This window comes from Leifsonia poae, assembly GCF_050632195.1.
GTDB classification, from domain to species: domain Bacteria; phylum Actinomycetota; class Actinomycetes; order Actinomycetales; family Microbacteriaceae; genus Leifsonia; species Leifsonia poae_C.
The window spans coordinates 2,804,137-2,819,025 of record NZ_CP192580.1 but is presented as its reverse complement, the minus strand read 5'-3'; the positions used below and the strand labels follow the sequence as shown (position 1 = coordinate 2,819,025).

The following is a 14,889-nucleotide window of genomic DNA, read 5'->3' as shown; positions in this document are numbered from 1 at the left end:
CGTCGCCGCCTACTTGTCGACCAGAGTGATCTCGAACGAGTACAGGTCGGGACGGTAGCAGTGGTGTCCGTACTCGACCGCGCGGCCCGAATTGTCGTACGCGGTGCGGTCCATCGTGAGCACGGGGCCGCCGTCGTCGATCTCGAGCAGGGCGCTTTCGTCGGGTTCTGCTCGGCGGGCGCCGATCCGCTGGCGGGCGACCCGCATCGTCGTTCCGCGACTCCGCATCACCTGGTACAGGCCGTGCTCGGCGAGGTCGCCCTCGCCGATGGTCGTGAAGTCGGTGGGCAGGTAGTTCTCGAGCACGGCGACCGGAACGTCATCGGCACTGCGCAGACGCCGCAGGTGCAGGATGGGCGCGCCCGGCTCCACGCCGAGAATCTCGCCCAGTCGCGCATCCGCCTCGATCACCTCGTGCAGCAGCAACCGCGTCGACGGATGCTGGCCGCTTCCGGCGAGGTCGTCATAAAGACTCGTGAGCTCCACCTTGCGGGTGACGGGACCGTGGACGACCTGCGTACCGATCCCGCGCCGGCGCACCAAAAGGCCCTTGTCGACCAGATCCTGGATCGCCCGACGGATGGTCGGACGCGAGAGCCCGAGGCGCTCGCCGAGTGCGATCTCGTTCTCGAGCCGCGCGCCCGCGGGCAGTTCGCCGTCGACGATCGCCCGCTCGATCCGGGTCGCGACCTGGTGGTAGAGGGGCACGGGGCCGGAGTGGTCCAGGTCCATGAAGAGCGCCGGTGGGAGCTCCTTCTCGGGCTGGGTCATGCGGTATCCCCTCACTGGTGGGTCATATGTGCTGACATTAGCACCGCCCACCCGTTAGAGTTTGTTAGGACATGAAGTCGAGGAGGACGATGTGATTCGCATAGCCGGTGCCCCGGTCAGTTTCGGGGTGTTCGAGTTGAGTCCGGAAGAGGGCGTCGAGCTGATCGGTCCCGAAGCCCTCTGCGCGGTGCTGTCGGAGGAGGGGTATGCGGGCGTCGACCTCGGTCCGCTCGGCTTCCTCGGCCGCGGCGACGAACTCCGCGACCGGCTCGCCCGTCACGGACTCGAGCTGTCGGGCGGCTGGGTCGATCTGCCCTTCACTGACACTTCAGCCTTCGAGGTCGAGATGCTCACCTTCGACGCGATCCTCGACGTCTTCATGGAGGCGGCAGACGCATCGCCTGACCTCCTGCCGTTACCGACCCTCGCCGATCGCGGTTCGGAGACGCGCCGCGCGCATCCGGGAGGCGGCCCAGAATTCGGCCTGACTGACGAGCAGTGGAAGGTCTTCGCCGAGAACGTCTCGGTTGCCGCCGATCGCGTGCGCGCCCGCGGGCTCGAACCCACGTTCCACCACCACGCGTGCACCTACGTCGAGACGCCCGACGAGATCGACGAATTGCTGGCGCGCACGGACATCGGGCTCACCTTCGACAGTGGGCACCTCATCCTGGGCGGAGGGGATCCGATCACGGGCTGGCACCGCTGGCACGACCGCATCAACCACATTCATCTGAAGGATGCGCGCAAATCCGTTCTACAGGCCGTCGTCGACAACCGCGGCGACATGCGCGACGTCTGGGCTGGCCGCGCCTTCGTGCCGTTCGGCGAAGGCGATCTCGACCTAAGCGGCCTCATGACGGCCGTGCTTGCCGACGACTACGCAGGCTGGCTCGTCGTCGAACAGGACACGATCCCGCAGCCGGGCGACGACCCCGCCGTCATCCGCATCGACCACCGCAAGAACCGCGAAGTACTGAAGGAGTGGCTGCCATGACCCCGCAGAAGATCAGGATCGGCGTGGCGGGCCTCGGTGCCGTGGCCCAGTCCGTGCACCTGCCCCTCATCCAACGCCGTTGGGACCTGTTCGAGCTGGCCGCGGTCGCGGACCTGTCGGCGCAGAACGGCGCAGCGGTCGGCGATCAGTTCGGGGTCGGTCCCGAGCACGTCTATCCGACACTGGGGGAGATGCTCGACGCGGAACAACTTGACGGCGTCGTACTGCTCACGTCCGGATCGCACGGCGGTCCGGCGTTGGAAGCCCTCCGCCACGGCGTCGCCGTCTTCTGCGAGAAGCCGCTCGCCTTCTCGCTCGCCGAGATCGACCAGCTTCTCGAGGCCGAGGAGGCCGCCGGAAAGCCGCAGCTGCTCCTCGCCTATATGAAGGAGTACGACCCCGCGGTGCTGGCGCTCCGCGATCGGCTGCCCGACGCATCCGAGATCCGGTACGTGAACGTCGAGGTGCTGCACCCGAGCGGTCCGTCGCAGCTCGCATTCGCCAACCTGCATCCGGCGGCTCGGGATGTGGACCCCGCCGTGATCGCGGAACTGGTCGCCGGCGACCGGGCAGTGATCGCGCACGCGCTCGGCGACGAGGTCGCAGCCGCGCGCGGCGACCTGTACGCCAACGTGGTGCTGGGCAGCCTCATCCACGACATCTCACTTGTGCGCGCCCTCGTCGGGCCGATCGCGACAGTCGACGATGTGAACCTCTGGGCCGAACAGGATGCGCCGGGCTCGATCGAGGTCAGCGGCACGATCACCGAGAACGCGCGCGTGCACCTCCACTGGCACTACATGGCCGACTACCCGCACTACCGCGAGACGGTCACCATCCACCACACCAAGGGCTCGCTCGAACTCGAGTTCACCGTGCCGTATCTGCTGAACGCACCCACCGAACTGCGTGTCGTGTCGAAAACCGCGAATGGGAACTCGCACGAGCTGGTGAGCTCGGTCGACGAGGCGTTCGAGGCCGAGCTCGTCGCGTTCCACCGGATGGTCACCGAGGGAGTGAAGCCGCCGACGCGCGCCGAACACGGGCGCCTCGACGTGCTGACGGGTCAGCGCATCATGTCCGTGCTGGCGGACAAGGACGGGCTCACGATCGGCGGGGAGGCCGCTCGGCTGTCGTGATCAGGCGGCGACGGCGGCGCCGATGCGGCCGAGACGCGCACCGGTGACGGCGGCGAGGTCGCTGATCGTGGCGACGCCGTGCCGCTTGGCCGCGTGCACGACGATAGCGGCGCAGGCCTCTGCGTCGGCGAGCGCGTCGTGGTGCGGGAAGTCCTCGAACCCGGCGGCCATCGCCGCGACGGGCAGGCGGTAGGAGTCGAGCGTGTACGTCTTGCGGGCGACCTGGAGGCTGCACAGGTAGCTGAACTCGGGGCATTCGAGGGCTGTTGCGGCGCAGGCGGCGCGGATGACACCCATGTCGAAGCCGGCATTGTGCGCCACCAGGGCATCACCCTCGGCGAAGGCGACCAGGTCGGGGAGCTGCTCGACCCACCCGGCGGCGCCCACCACATCCTGAGCCCGGAGGCCGTGGATGCGAGTATTCCATTCGTTGAACTCGTCGTGCGGGAACGGCGGCTGGATGAGCCAACCGGTGCGGTCGACCACGCGGCCGTTCCTCACCTTGATCAGCCCGACGGAGCACGCGGATGCCGCACTCCCGTTCGCGGTCTCGAAGTCGATTGCGGTGAAATCCAGTGGCACGTGCTCATGGTCGCATGCGGCACCGACGCTGCCCGTGAGCCCGCCCGCGCGCCGCGCTCCTCGGGTTAGCATCGGGCCATGCGCGAACGGAACGAACACGATCTGCACGCCCACTCCTTCGACCAGGCGGCCGACGTCTACGAGGCGGCACGCCCTGCCTACCCGGCCGAGGCCGTCTCCTGGCTGCTCGAAGGCGTGACCGGGCGGGTGCTCGACCTCGGCGCCGGTACGGGCAAGCTCACGCGATCGCTCGTCGAGCGCGGCTACGAGGTCAGCGCGGTCGATCCGTCGTCGTCGATGCTGCGGGTGCTTCAGGATGCGCTGCCGGGCGTCGACGCGCACCTCGGCTCGGGCGAGCGCATCCCTCTGCCCGATGACAGCGTCGATGCGATCGTCTGCGGACAGGCCTGGCACTGGGTGGACCCGGCGGTCGCCGTCCCCGAGGCGGCGCGGGTGCTGCGCCCCGGCGGGACGCTCGGCCTCGTCTGGAACTTCCGCGACGAATCCGTCGACTGGGTGCGGCAACTCGGCGAGCTGATGCAGACCGAGCAGGCGTACGTCGGCGACGACGTCGAGCCGGTGGTCGGGTCGCCCTTCGGCGAGCTGGAACGACACGAGACCCGCTGGGCGCAGCCGATGACGCTCGACGGGCTGCTCGACCTCGCGCGGTCGCGCAGCTACTTCATCACGAAGGATGCGGAGACCCAGGCCGCGGTGATCGAATCCCTGCGGCGGTTGGCGGCCGAGCATCCTGACCTCGCGGGCAAGACGGTGTTCGAGTTGCCATACGTCACGGAGTCGTTCCGCGCGCGTTTGAGCTGAGGCGCTCGCTCGGTCGGGCGCGTCTGCGTCTCAGCGGGCGGCGAGCAGGGATGCCGGGGTGCGGCCCGTTAGCCGGGTCGCGTCGCGGGAGAGGTGCGGCTGGTCGGCATAGCCCGCACGCTCCGCGAGTTCGGCGAGCGAAAGCGTGCGGCGGCCGAGCGCATCCGAACCTGACACAGCCGCATCGGCCAAACGCAGAAACCCCTGCAGCCGCATCACGCGCTGCAGCATCTTGGGTCCATACCCCACCTGCTCCGTCATCCTACGGCCGAGCGTGCGTTCTGGAACGTCGAGATCCGCAGCGACGGATGCGACCGAGCGCGCCGGATCCCGCAGCAACCGCGACGCCCGCATTGCGGTGCTGTCGAGCCGAGCGGAACGCACTAGCGCCTCGCCCAGGTGACTCAGCATCCCGAACGCCGCCCGTGCAGATGTGGTCTGCTCCGCGCGGGCGAGAAGGTCGGCCACGATGCGACGGTCGTCATCGGGGTGTTCGGCGAGCACCTCGGATGCGGCGACGCGCGCGTCGAGGAGGTCGCTCATCCGGACACCGAGCACCGATCTGCCGACTCCGGGACCGAAGCGCAGCCCGACATACAGCGGTGAGCGATTAGCGGGCACCTCGACGGCTCGGGTGTCCGGCGCGGCGAGCATGACCTCGGCGCCGGGCGTCCAGATCAGGTCGAAGCAGCCGTCGGGCAGGACCAGAGTCGGGCCGTCGTCGGTGTCGCTGCGACGCACCCAGAGGCAGTCCACGATCCCTGCCACGGATGCGGGAGGTGCGACCTCGGCGTACATGCCAGAACTCTCGCACCGTTGGCCGATTCGTACAAGACAGCGGGGTGGTCACGCGTTTTACTGGGAGAGTTCACCCGCGAAACGAAAGGCAGACCCGTGTTCCTCGGACTCCGCACCGTCGTCTATCCCGCCCCCGACCTTGCCGCAGCGAAGGAGTGGTGGTCGGGCGTGCTCGGCATCCAGCCCTACTTCGACGAGCCGTTCTTCGTCGGGTTCAATCCCGGCGGCTACGAGCTCGGACTCGATCCTGCCGCAGACCCGGCGCTCGGAGCGCGGTCGTATTGGGGGGTGCGCGACTTCGCAGCGACCGAGGCCACGCTGCTTGCGGCGGGCGCGGTCGTCGTGGAGCCGGGCGGGGATGTGGGCGACGGGATCGTGCTCGGCACCTTCCGCACGCCCGATGGCAGCCTTCTCGGCATCATCCAGAATCCGGTCTTCGGGCTGACGGATGCGGGGGCGCCTGAGAGCGACGGTCCCGGCCGGTAGACTGGCTGCCCGTGGCTCTCACTATCGCAATCGTCGGACTCCCCAACGTGGGCAAGTCGACCCTCTTCAACGCCCTCACCAAGAACACCGTGCTCGCAGCGAACTACCCGTTCGCGACCATCGAGCCGAACGTGGGCGTCGTGAACCTGCCCGATTCTCGTCTCGACAAGCTTGCGGAGATCTTCAGCAGCGAGCGCATCCTGGCCGCTCCGGTGTCGTTCGTCGACATCGCCGGCATCGTGAAGGGCGCGAGCGAGGGCGAGGGACTCGGCAACAAGTTCCTCGCGAACATCCGCGAGGCCGACGCCATCGCGCAGGTCGTGCGCGGCTTCGATGACCCGGATGTGGTCCATGTCGACGGCAAGGTCGATGCGGCCGGCGACATGGAGACCATCAACACCGAGCTCATCCTCGCCGACCTCCAGACCCTCGAGAAGGCGGAAGCCCGGTACGAGAAAGAGGTCAAGGGCCGCAAGCTCGACCCGAACGTGCTCGAGACGGCGCGTGAGGCGCACGCGATCCTCGACTCGGGCAAGCCTCTGTCGAGTGCGACCATCGACCTCGAGCCGATCAAGGAGCTCGGCCTGCTGACGGCCAAGCCCTTCATCTACGTCTTCAACGTCGACGAAGCCGTGCTGACCGACGACGCCCGTCGCGCCGCGCTGGCCGACCTCGTCGCCCCCGCCCAGGCCGTGTTCCTGGATGCGAAACTCGAGTCCGAACTCATCGACCTCGACCCCGCCGACGCCGCCGAGCTGCTCGCATCGACGGGTCAGGATGAGAGCGGCCTCGACCAGCTCGCCCGTATCGGCTTCGACACCCTCGGCCTGCAGACCTACCTCACTGCCGGCCCTAAGGAGTCCCGCGCGTGGACGATCCACAAGGGCTGGAAGGCACCCCAGGCAGCCGGCGTCATTCACACCGACTTCGAGAAGGGCTTCATCAAGGCCGAAGTCATCTCATTCGACGACCTCGTCGAGACCGGCTCCGTGCACGAGGCCCGCGCCAAGGGCAAGGCCCGCATGGAGGGCAAGGACTACGTCATGCAAGACGGCGACGTGGTGGAGTTCCGCTTCAACGTCTAGCATCTTGCGCGACGTAGCAGAGCTCGGCTTCAACGTGCGGGTATCTCCCGCGTTCACCAGCCCAGTGACCCGGGCGAGCCCTTGAAGGGCCCGACAACGGCACTCGTGATCCAGCCGCCGTAGAAGCCACCGGGCTGCGGGGTGACGACCTCGCCGTCGACAGTGCACTCGTCCATCTGCTGCGCGTAGACAGCGACGCGGTCTCGGAGCGGCTCGAACCCCGGCGACGGATGCGGGTAGTTCCACGCGCAAGCGGACCGCACCTCGCCTCCGCCGCGCACGTCGAGATATCGTGCGGTGCCCTTGAACTCGCAGAACGACGAACCCGCGGCGTCGACCAGCGAGCCGCTTGCGAAGTCCGCTATGGGGAGGTAGTAGACCGGCGGATGGCTGGTCTCGAGCACCCGGACGACGTCTCGGGTTTCAACGATGAGCTGTCCGCCCAAACGGATCGCAACAGGCGCGGTGACGCGCTCGATGCGAGGCGGCCTCGGGTAGTCCCACACGGACTCCTGTCCCGTTCCTGGGATCTCTGGGCGCGGTCGCGGCACCTGTTCACTCTATGTCAGCGGTGCTTCACTGGAGTATGGCCGCCTCACCGATGTTCCCGCTCGGATCAGTGCTATTCCCAAGCGTGCCCATCCCGTTGCGCGTGTTCGAGCCGCGGTATCTCACGATGCTCGGGCGATTGCTCGACGAGGATGAACCGGGGTTCGAGTTCGGCGTCGTCCTGATCGAGCGCGGATCCGAAGCCGGGGGTGGCGACCAGCGCGCCTCGGTCGGGACGATGGCACGTCTGGTGGGTGCCGCCGCGGGCGCCGACGACCTGCTGATCGTCGGCGTGGGAACCAAGAGGTTCACGGTCGAGCGCTGGCTTGACGAGGACCCGTATCCTCGGGCCGAGCTCTCGATGCTGCCGGATCTGGAGTGGTCTGAGGCGCTCGGACACCTGCGGGCCGAGGCAGAAGCGGTTGTCCGCCGCGTGATCGCCCGCGTCGCGGAGCGGGACGCGGATGCCGGCACCGAACTGTCGAACGATCCCGTCGCAGCGGCCTGGCAGCTGGCGGCGATCGCCCCGCTGGGCGAGTACGACAGGTACACCCTGTTGAGGTCGACATCGATGGGAGGTCTCCTGGGTCAGATGATCGATCTGACTCTCGAGGCCGAAGAGCTCTGGTCCGCCGAGTGAGGCCGAGCGGCTCATGCGAGTGGTCCTGAGCGAGGGTCGCCACCCGAATTTCACTCAGGCGTCTGAGGATAGGGCAATGGGTGCCATTCGTGGGCCGCGCGCGCTAGTTTGGAGCGATGGGCACGATCATCTCTGTCGTCGATATGAGCCTCGACGGCTACTACGACCGGATGGACGAGTGGTTCGATCCGGAGGATCAACGTCGCCAGCAGATGTCGGACGAACTTCATCACGCAGCCGACGCCGTGCTGATCGGTCGGGAGACTTATGAATTCCTGTCCGAATTCTGGCCGAAGCAGGACGGTGAGTTCGCCGACCTCGTTAACGCGATGCCGAAGTATGTGGCGTCACGGACACTCAAGGGCGACCTGGACTGGAATTCGACCATCCTGGATGGCCCCATCGAAGAGTCGGTGAGGCGGCTCAAGGAGCAGCACCGCCTCATCGTGTCGTGGGGTTTCGGCGAGCTCGGCACGAGCCTGATCAAGGCCGGCCTGTTGGATGAGTTGCGCGTCTACCTCCACCCCTTCGTCGTCGGGAAGGGTGACCAAGAGTTCGGCAACTCGACCGCGTTCCGGCTGCACACCAACGAGGCGACGGTTCTCGCAAACGGCTCGGTGATGATCTCGTACCGGCCCGAGGCGCTCTGACGCGCTGCTTTGGGCCGAGCGGCGCCTAGTCGGCGGTGGTCGCACCCCAGAGCGCGGCGACATGGCGGCTGTCGGTGCCACAGCATCCGCCGAGCACAGCTAGACCGGGAAGTTGTTCGCGTACCGCGTTGGTGGCACTCACGAGGAGCGGCAGGTCGCCCGCGTCCAACTCCTCCGCCTCGTCCAGTTCGGCGTGGGACAGGACGGATGCGTTGGGGCGAAAGAACTCCAGGCGCGCCTGCCAAGCTCCTCCGTCGAGTCCAGCCAAAAGGTGAAGCGGATGTGCACAGTTCACGCCGTAAAAGTCCGCTGGGTCGGCGGCCTCTACGGCAGAAATCGCGTCGGCGAGGGTACTACCATCCGGAAGTCGGCCATTGGTCTCCACGGTGAATGAGATAGCGACCGGTACACCGGCGGAGCGCGCAGCTCGGACCACGCCGATAGCTTCTGCCGGAGTCGTCATGGTCATCGCATGCACGAGGTCCACCCCGGCGGCTCCCAGAGATCGGACCTGTGACGCGTGATATTCGGCGGCGTCGTCTGCGTCGAACGCAGCCGCGCGATACCCGTCGCCACGAGGACCGACACAACCCGACACCCGCCTCTCGGCAACGTCGGCGGCCTCGGTTGCCGCGCGGACAAGGCCCACAGACTCACGATTCACCCGGTCGAGCGCGCGAGCGTCGTAACCGAGAGCGCGGCCCCAGTCCCGACTGGCGCGCCAGGTCGGCGTCTCGAGGAGAAGGCCGGCGCCCACCCCAGCGGCGATTGCCGCGTACTGAGCGTAGTAGTTGGCCAACAACGCGGCCCCTGTGGCATCGTCGACGAGCGGAAAAGCCGCGAACTCCGGCAGATCGACGCCGTGGTTGAAGATCAGATCGGTTTCGAGACCGCCGTCGGTGACCCAGGTTCCCTGCCGAAGTTGCATCCGGAAATCCCTTCGCTTCGTCCGTTCTACCAGACGCGCTCACAGCGCGAAGGGTTGACTGGTGAAGTTCGGTGGGGAGGCATCTATTCGTGTCGCCTAACGAAGGTGGGTCGCCGATTTCGGCGTTCGGGAGGGGAGGCGCGTGACGTTTTCGCGTTTCAACAGTCTCAGTTGCGAGGGGGTTGCCCTCGGAAGTCCACGATTGGAGACAAAATGACGGAGAAGCTGGAGTCGTTCAACGAGGAGATTTACAAGTTGTGCTCGGAGAACAACATGCCGCACATCACGGAGGTCGAAGCGCTGTCCTCGATGAAGCAGCGAGAGATCGAAGAAGTCTTCCAGCTGAATGGCTGAGAGCTTCGAAGGCGGCCGGCCGCGTTCCAGCGGCCGGCTGCCGGTGCGCTACTCTGACCTCACCTCCACCGATCTAGACACCTTTCACTCCTCTGCCAGCACCGTTCTCGGGCATCATGCCTTTGCAGGCAACCAGCCGGACGACTTCGCTATCAGCGGCAACAGCGGCCAGTCGCCGCGAGTCCTCATGCTTGGGTTGGGTTTGGGAGGGTCGATCCGATCAATCTTGGCCGCCAACCCTGCCGCACGCATCACAGCGCTTGACTTCTCAACAGAAACGACAGCGCTTTGCGCTGCTCTGCACGCAAACTACTTCCCAAACGTCCACTTCGAGACCATCGTCGCCAATGCTCGCGAGTTTGCTGAACATGTCGAGGGGGCCTTCGATGCAATCTGCGTCGATCTTTATGACGATCTGGGTTACCCAGAGTTTGTGCTTTTGGCGGAGTTTTGGGCGGATGTGGCGTCTTTCATCGCGCCGGTCAGCGGCTTCGTGATGGCGAATGCTTGGGGATTGCCGACCCATCTTGGGTGGTCGGAGAATAGCGAAGCTCAATTCGCAGTTGCCGGAGCCATGCAGTCTGCGCTCGGACCGATCAGGGCACTGCCGCACCGACGGAACGTCACTGTCTTCAGTGGCGATGTCGCATTTCCGATGTCAAGGCGAGTCGCCCCGATTGAGTCGCTCCATTCGAGGATCGACATGCTGCAGATTCGTTTGCTGCGTTTGAGGGCGGTGCTCGCACGCCAAGTTGAAGGCTTAGAACAGCCGAGGGTGGTCTCCGAAACCGCGCGAACAAAGGTGCACCTAAACACTTTGATGAACGAGTTGTGGCACCCTGCGCTGCAACGCTTGTTCTCTGCAGCCGCGGTCGGTGGCATCACGCCGGCATCGGTTTTCGAGCTTGTTGCAAACCCATCGAGTGTCGCCGCCGCAGTCCATAGAGCTCGAGGAGATCTCCAGCTGTTCTTGCCGAACGTTGCATCCAACTGGATTCATCAGTACGGCGGTCTTCCGCTCTGGTATCGAGATGCCACTGAAGCCACTTACGAGGATCAAATTCAAAGAGACCTCGGGATGTTCGTGCTCGGTTGGTTGACCCAGTACGTCGCGCTGCTAATCAAGTGCCCAATCGGCCTGGAGTATACCCAGGATCTAGCCGGGTGGACGGACCTCGCTGATGAGGTTCTTACCGCCGTGGAAGGAAAGGTAATCGCATGACACCTGACATCATCGTGATCGACAATTTCTACAAGGAGCCAGACAAGGTGCGGGCGATGGCGCTCGACTCCGAATACATGTCCGGGGCCGCTCACAACTACCCGGGGTGGCAAAGCGTAACCAGCTTCGGCGTCACCTCGGTCAGGGACGCAATCGAAGCCGCGCTCGGGAAAAAGATCAACACTGACAGCAACCGCTTCACGTGGGGAGCATTTCGCCTGATTACTGAAGTGACAGGCACAAAAACCAAAGTGCACGCCGACAGCGGATGTGACTGGGCGGCGATGGTGTATTTGACTCCGGACATCATGACCGGTACAGGAACAGGCTTCTACCAGCATAAGGAGACGAAACTCTTCGGACCGCCGAGCGACGCCGTTGCCCGAAGCCTGGGCTACCGCAACGCCGAAGAGTTCGAGACGGTAGTCATCCGACGGGACATGGCCGACCTCTCACTTTGGCAACTCGATTCCGTGGTCTCGGCGCGCTACAACCGGCTGGTTATGTTTCGCGGCGGCAACTACTATCACGCGCCCATGGGCGGGACAGGGGATGGTGCCGACTCTGCGCGGCTCACCCAGAACTTCTTCTTCGACGAGGTCGTTGCATGACTACAACTGGCGTCTTCGACACGACGTTGACCGTTCTCGGCAACGAAACTGACACCCCTTCTGTTCTCCCCTACCTTCGCAACGGACAAGGGCCATATCAGGTAGAGGGGCACGACTTCACCGCATTCGACCTGGCCGGTGTGAACTTCGTTGGATATCGACTCCTGAACTGTCGCTTCAACCGAGCGGATCTTTGCAAGAGCGACTTCGCCGGTGCGTACATCGACTCTTGCGAATTCGTGCAGGCCAACCTTCTTCGCGCGAATCTTCAGCGCGCCGTGATCGTGAATTGTGGCTTTGCCCGGGCCGACCTAAGGGAAGTGTTTGGCCCGACAGTAGCGTTTTCAATGTGCGACTTCACAGCAGCCAACTTCTGGGCAGCTCGGATACCGCAGCGGTCATTCACGGATTGTTGGGCGAATGCGGACCAATTCGCTCAGCTCGACAGCCGAGTCCAGTGAGCCGCGCCATGCATAAAGACCTGATCGTGGTCGACGACTTCTACTCGGACCCGCACGCCGTGAGAGCGTTCGCTCTCAAGCAGGACTTCACCGATTTCGGCGGCCAAAAGGCTTTCCTGGGCCGCGAGAGCAAGTACCCCTATTTCGATCGCGAGACTCCGGAGGTCCTCGCGAGGCTCGTTGGATCCCCCGTCTCTTACACAGATCGGCACATCTTCGGGAAATTCCGCATCGCAAACGCTGCAGAAAGACGGCACACGAAGATTCATTTCGATCGGTCCGCCTATGCCGCGAATATCTACCTCACGCCTGGTCTTCCGGCTGGCTGCGGCCTTGGGCTTTACCGGCACAAGGAGCTCGGACTCGACCGCGTTCCAGGACCAGAGAAGTTGCACGAGCTCGGATTTGCCACACTCGATGACTTTGATGATGCCGTGGTCGTACCGGACAGCCTGAACCCTTCCAAGTGGGACCTGATCGACGTGATTGAACCGCGCTTCAACAGGCTGCTGATCCTCCCAGGCGGGCACTATTTCCATGCTGCCGAGGGCGGATCAGGTCGGACCGACAGCGAAGGACGGCTTTCGCAGCACTTCTTCTTCGAGACTTTGGACCGATGAACAGCAGCCAGCGTGATCGCGTGCAGCTTCTCGCTGAGTGGGCTTCTCTCAGACTCGCCCGCAATCGGGTGCCGAACACCTACGACAACGCCGTGTACTCGATCGCCAATGCGTTAAAGCAAGGAACGATCTCCGAGCCGAATTTAGACTCCACGATTGAACTGCTTGAGGAACTTTTCGAACTCGATCGTGAAGACCACCCGAAGGACCGCTTCACTCCACTCGAAATGCGCTTGCGCAGGGCACAAGGTAGTCGGGCCCTTCCGCCGCTGGGTTACCTCCTTGGGCAGGGAGTGAACGCGGCGCCAACCTGGAGGGGGATGCCGTTCTACAAATCGGTATGGGACATGGCGCTCTACAACGAACTGCTCTGGGAGCTGCGCCCCGGAACGATCATCGAACTCGGCAGCGGCGAGGGGGCTAGCGCCGACTGGTTCGCCACGATGACAAAGGCGTTCGGTATTGACACCGAGGTCGTCTCTTTCGACACCCAGCCGCCGATCGTTCCGGCCCAGCAGGGAGTGACCTTCGTTCCCTCTAGCTTCCCGGAGGATATAGATCGAGTTATAGCTTGGATGGAAACACTCGACCAACAGGCCCCGTGGCTCATCATCGAGGATATGCACGTCGGGATCGAGAAGGTCTTGCCGCAACTAGTCGCCAAACTTCGCCCAGGCGACTACTTGATCGTCGAAGACAGCGCCCACAAACAATCCGTGATCGAAAACCTCGCGCATGGGCCTGTCACCCTCGAGGTAGACCAACTCTTCACAGACCGGTTCGGCCTGAACGGGACCTCAGCGATGAATTCGATTCTGCGAGTCGGTAACCAGTGAAGGCTCGAAGCCGACTGCTGATTGCAGGGTCAACGCTTTCGCAGGTTGGCAACTGGGTGAACGTCACTGCGGTGATGATCATGCTCCAGCACCGTCATGGAGCTGCCGCGATCGCGGTGTACTTCCTGGCACGAACTGCTGCTCCGTACCTTTTTTCGCGGCCCGTGGTGAGTGCGATGCCGCCACGATTGATCGGTTCCGCTTGGGCATCCAGCCAGGCGACGCTTGCGCTGCTGATGCTCGGCTTGGCGCTGTTCAACCAGAACGACGCCCTGTTGGTCATCCTCCTCGCCGTTGCTGGCGTGCTTCAGTCAGCGACGGCCGCATGGCTGATGCACATTGCAGAAGTAACTTCACAGGACGATCGAAAGGCCCTCATCACAGCTATCTCGACCGGGACAAGTGTCGCCATCGTCGTCGGCCCTGCCCTCGGAGGGATCCTTTCGTCCTGGGGTGGCCTTCTGTCGGTGTTCGCATTCGACAGCGCAACATTTGCGGCTTCACTCCTTCTCGTCCCATGGTCAGGACTTCCAGCCTCCCTTCGCCAACAGGCCGCGCAATGGAGTGCCGCACAATTACTCCTGCGGGCGCTCATCCCCGTCAAGCCACATATGAACGCCTGGGTCTGGCCACTCGCTGCAGTGTGGATTGCCTTTGGTCTTTTCGGCGGCCTTCTCACGGCGATCGAGACGCCGGTCTTTGCAACATTGAAGGGGTTCTCGCCCGACCAAATCGGCGCGGCGATCAGCGCGTATGGTCTCGGCGGCCTTGTCATTTTCCTCGCCTCGACCCTCTTCGGATTCAGCAACGGCTACCTCTCGACGAGTGCCGTAGCGGTAACGGGGGTGCTCGCATGGACGCTCGGGGCAAACTGGCTCCTCTACCCGGCCTTCTTCGTCACGGGCCTCGGCTTCGCGCTCGTGAATAGCGCCGCGCGGGTAGCATTTGCGGAGGTGTTTGCTCGTTCCAACGTCCAGACCAGCGAAGCATGGGCCTGGGTCAATCAGCTCTCGCTTTTCACATCGGTCACCTCGTACTTGACGGCCTGGATCTATTTCTCGCTCGGCGACAATCTCCACCTCATCTCAGGCGCTGTAGTAGCCCTCGGTTTCACGTGTCTGGCATTCGGTGTCCTCTGGGACGTCGCCTCTAAGCAACGTGCTACCACGGCGGTCACAGGGCACGTACAGAAAGCAGCCGCGTCCGAAGTGCAGTAGATCGTCAGTTCATCGCGGTCGCATTGCCACTGTGGGCGGCGGGGCCGCGGCGACTGGTCACGGCCGCCGCTGCCGGCCTCGCCGCTGTAGGCATCGCGGTCGCGATCGTGCTCTCGCAACG

The 14,889-nt window shown here is 64.4% G+C and carries 19 protein-coding genes; 14 read left to right on the top strand and 5 right to left on the bottom strand.

The window, feature by feature from the left end:
• Positions 1–9: 9 nt before the first annotated feature.
• Positions 10–771 carry a GntR family transcriptional regulator gene (locus tag ACQ86A_RS14265; protein ID WP_431277640.1) on the bottom strand — a complete coding sequence of 254 codons (762 nt, stop codon included), beginning with the start codon at positions 769–771 and terminating at the stop codon, positions 10–12.
• A gap of 91 nt (positions 772–862) precedes the next feature.
• Here ACQ86A_RS14265 and ACQ86A_RS14260 point away from each other — a divergent pair, with 91 nt between their 5' ends.
• Together ACQ86A_RS14260 and ACQ86A_RS14255 are read left to right on the top strand one after the other, a co-directional pair.
• Positions 863–1,768 carry a sugar phosphate isomerase/epimerase family protein gene (locus tag ACQ86A_RS14260; RefSeq protein ID WP_431277639.1) on the top strand — a complete coding sequence of 302 codons (906 nt, stop codon included), beginning with the start codon at positions 863–865 and terminating at the stop codon, positions 1,766–1,768.
• Complete coding sequence (locus ACQ86A_RS14255; protein WP_431277638.1) at positions 1,765–2,907, top strand: Gfo/Idh/MocA family protein; 1,143 nt, start codon at positions 1,765–1,767, stop codon at positions 2,905–2,907. Before ACQ86A_RS14260 ends, ACQ86A_RS14255 begins: the two co-directional genes overlap by 4 nt.
• Here the strand turns inward: ACQ86A_RS14255 and ACQ86A_RS14250 are convergent, their stop codons facing one another.
• Complete coding sequence (locus ACQ86A_RS14250; protein WP_431277637.1) at positions 2,908–3,489, bottom strand: exonuclease domain-containing protein; 582 nt, start codon at positions 3,487–3,489, stop codon at positions 2,908–2,910.
• Positions 3,490–3,567: 78 nt separating this feature from the next.
• Here ACQ86A_RS14250 and ACQ86A_RS14245 point away from each other — a divergent pair, with 78 nt between their 5' ends.
• Positions 3,568–4,311, top strand: a complete 744-nt coding sequence (locus ACQ86A_RS14245) for a class I SAM-dependent methyltransferase (RefSeq protein ID WP_431277636.1) — start codon at positions 3,568–3,570, stop codon at positions 4,309–4,311.
• Between the two features lie 30 nt (positions 4,312–4,341).
• On the opposite strand, the gene ACQ86A_RS14240 is transcribed toward ACQ86A_RS14245, so the two are convergent.
• Positions 4,342–5,109: a DUF6597 domain-containing transcriptional factor gene (locus ACQ86A_RS14240; protein ID WP_431277635.1), complete on the bottom strand. Its 768-nt coding sequence runs from the start codon at positions 5,107–5,109 to the stop codon at positions 4,342–4,344.
• A 96-nt stretch (positions 5,110–5,205) separates the two neighbouring features.
• On the opposite strand from ACQ86A_RS14240, the gene ACQ86A_RS14235 reads away from it, so the two are divergent.
• The gene (locus ACQ86A_RS14235) at positions 5,206–5,595 is read left to right on the top strand and encodes a VOC family protein (protein ID WP_431277634.1); all 390 of its coding nucleotides are present in this window, start codon (positions 5,206–5,208) and stop codon (positions 5,593–5,595) included.
• A gap of 11 nt (positions 5,596–5,606) precedes the next feature.
• Entirely contained in the window at positions 5,607–6,680 is a 1,074-nt protein-coding gene (gene ychF / locus ACQ86A_RS14230; protein ID WP_431277633.1) for a redox-regulated ATPase YchF, read from the top strand.
• A gap of 53 nt (positions 6,681–6,733) precedes the next feature.
• Here the strand turns inward: ychF and ACQ86A_RS14225 are convergent, their stop codons facing one another.
• Entirely contained in the window at positions 6,734–7,231 is a 498-nt protein-coding gene (locus tag ACQ86A_RS14225; protein ID WP_431277632.1) for a DUF427 domain-containing protein, read from the bottom strand.
• 50 nt (positions 7,232–7,281) lie between these two features.
• On the opposite strand from ACQ86A_RS14225, the gene ACQ86A_RS14220 reads away from it, so the two are divergent.
• Together ACQ86A_RS14220 and ACQ86A_RS14215 are read left to right on the top strand one after the other, a co-directional pair.
• Positions 7,282–7,869 carry an LON peptidase substrate-binding domain-containing protein gene (locus ACQ86A_RS14220; protein ID WP_431280454.1) on the top strand — a complete coding sequence of 196 codons (588 nt, stop codon included), beginning with the start codon at positions 7,282–7,284 and terminating at the stop codon, positions 7,867–7,869.
• Positions 7,870–7,985: 116 nt separating this feature from the next.
• Positions 7,986–8,519: a dihydrofolate reductase family protein gene (locus ACQ86A_RS14215; protein ID WP_431277631.1), complete on the top strand. Its 534-nt coding sequence runs from the start codon at positions 7,986–7,988 to the stop codon at positions 8,517–8,519.
• A gap of 25 nt (positions 8,520–8,544) precedes the next feature.
• On the opposite strand, the gene ACQ86A_RS14210 is transcribed toward ACQ86A_RS14215, so the two are convergent.
• Positions 8,545–9,447 (bottom strand): homocysteine S-methyltransferase family protein, encoded by a 903-nt coding sequence (locus tag ACQ86A_RS14210; RefSeq protein WP_431277630.1) that lies wholly within the window; start codon positions 9,445–9,447, stop codon positions 8,545–8,547.
• 213 nt (positions 9,448–9,660) lie between these two features.
• Here ACQ86A_RS14210 and ACQ86A_RS14205 point away from each other — a divergent pair, with 213 nt between their 5' ends.
• From ACQ86A_RS14205 to ACQ86A_RS14175, 7 genes are read left to right on the top strand one after another with little or no spacing between them, the layout of a single operon-like run.
• Positions 9,661–9,801 (top strand): hypothetical protein, encoded by a 141-nt coding sequence (locus tag ACQ86A_RS14205; protein ID WP_431277629.1) that lies wholly within the window; start codon positions 9,661–9,663, stop codon positions 9,799–9,801.
• A complete protein-coding gene (locus tag ACQ86A_RS14200) occupies positions 9,794–11,023 on the top strand; it encodes a hypothetical protein (RefSeq protein ID WP_431277628.1) in 1,230 nt (409 codons plus the stop codon). The genes ACQ86A_RS14205 and ACQ86A_RS14200 overlap by 8 nt, the downstream gene beginning before the upstream one ends.
• The gene (locus tag ACQ86A_RS14195; protein ID WP_431277627.1) at positions 11,020–11,634 is read left to right on the top strand and encodes a DUF6445 family protein; all 615 of its coding nucleotides are present in this window, start codon (positions 11,020–11,022) and stop codon (positions 11,632–11,634) included. The genes ACQ86A_RS14200 and ACQ86A_RS14195 overlap by 4 nt, the downstream gene beginning before the upstream one ends.
• Positions 11,631–12,095: a pentapeptide repeat-containing protein gene (locus tag ACQ86A_RS14190; protein WP_431277626.1), complete on the top strand. Its 465-nt coding sequence runs from the start codon at positions 11,631–11,633 to the stop codon at positions 12,093–12,095. Before ACQ86A_RS14195 ends, ACQ86A_RS14190 begins: the two co-directional genes overlap by 4 nt.
• Positions 12,092–12,715, top strand: a complete 624-nt coding sequence (locus ACQ86A_RS14185; protein ID WP_431277625.1) for a DUF6445 family protein — start codon at positions 12,092–12,094, stop codon at positions 12,713–12,715. The genes ACQ86A_RS14190 and ACQ86A_RS14185 overlap by 4 nt, the downstream gene beginning before the upstream one ends.
• Positions 12,712–13,551: a CmcI family methyltransferase gene (locus ACQ86A_RS14180; protein ID WP_431277624.1), complete on the top strand. Its 840-nt coding sequence runs from the start codon at positions 12,712–12,714 to the stop codon at positions 13,549–13,551. Before ACQ86A_RS14185 ends, ACQ86A_RS14180 begins: the two co-directional genes overlap by 4 nt.
• A 56-nt stretch (positions 13,552–13,607) precedes the next feature.
• A complete protein-coding gene (locus ACQ86A_RS14175) occupies positions 13,608–14,768 on the top strand; it encodes an MFS transporter (protein WP_431277623.1) in 1,161 nt (386 codons plus the stop codon).
• Positions 14,769–14,889: the final 121 nt, after the last annotated feature.

What these genes read in the sequence shown, in the direction of transcription:
- ACQ86A_RS14220 (WP_431280454.1), top strand. Translation starts at nt 7,282, where the DNA reads ATGTTCCCGCTCGGATCAGTGCTATTCCCAAGCGTGCCCATCCCGTTG.
- ACQ86A_RS14210 (WP_431277630.1), bottom strand. Translation starts at nt 9,447, where the DNA reads ATGCAACTTCGGCAGGGAACCTGGGTCACCGACGGCGGTCTCGAAACC.
- ACQ86A_RS14245 (WP_431277636.1), top strand. Translation starts at nt 3,568, where the DNA reads ATGCGCGAACGGAACGAACACGATCTGCACGCCCACTCCTTCGACCAG.
- ACQ86A_RS14255 (WP_431277638.1), top strand. Translation starts at nt 1,765, where the DNA reads ATGACCCCGCAGAAGATCAGGATCGGCGTGGCGGGCCTCGGTGCCGTG.
- ACQ86A_RS14180 (WP_431277624.1), top strand. Translation starts at nt 12,712, where the DNA reads ATGAACAGCAGCCAGCGTGATCGCGTGCAGCTTCTCGCTGAGTGGGCT.
- ACQ86A_RS14190 (WP_431277626.1), top strand. Translation starts at nt 11,631, where the DNA reads ATGACTACAACTGGCGTCTTCGACACGACGTTGACCGTTCTCGGCAAC.
- ACQ86A_RS14195 (WP_431277627.1), top strand. Translation starts at nt 11,020, where the DNA reads ATGACACCTGACATCATCGTGATCGACAATTTCTACAAGGAGCCAGAC.
- ACQ86A_RS14265 (WP_431277640.1), bottom strand. Translation starts at nt 771, where the DNA reads ATGACCCAGCCCGAGAAGGAGCTCCCACCGGCGCTCTTCATGGACCTG.
- ACQ86A_RS14240 (WP_431277635.1), bottom strand. Translation starts at nt 5,109, where the DNA reads ATGTACGCCGAGGTCGCACCTCCCGCATCCGTGGCAGGGATCGTGGAC.
- ACQ86A_RS14205 (WP_431277629.1), top strand. Translation starts at nt 9,661, where the DNA reads ATGACGGAGAAGCTGGAGTCGTTCAACGAGGAGATTTACAAGTTGTGC.
- ACQ86A_RS14215 (WP_431277631.1), top strand. Translation starts at nt 7,986, where the DNA reads ATGGGCACGATCATCTCTGTCGTCGATATGAGCCTCGACGGCTACTAC.
- ACQ86A_RS14200 (WP_431277628.1), top strand. Translation starts at nt 9,794, where the DNA reads ATGGCTGAGAGCTTCGAAGGCGGCCGGCCGCGTTCCAGCGGCCGGCTG.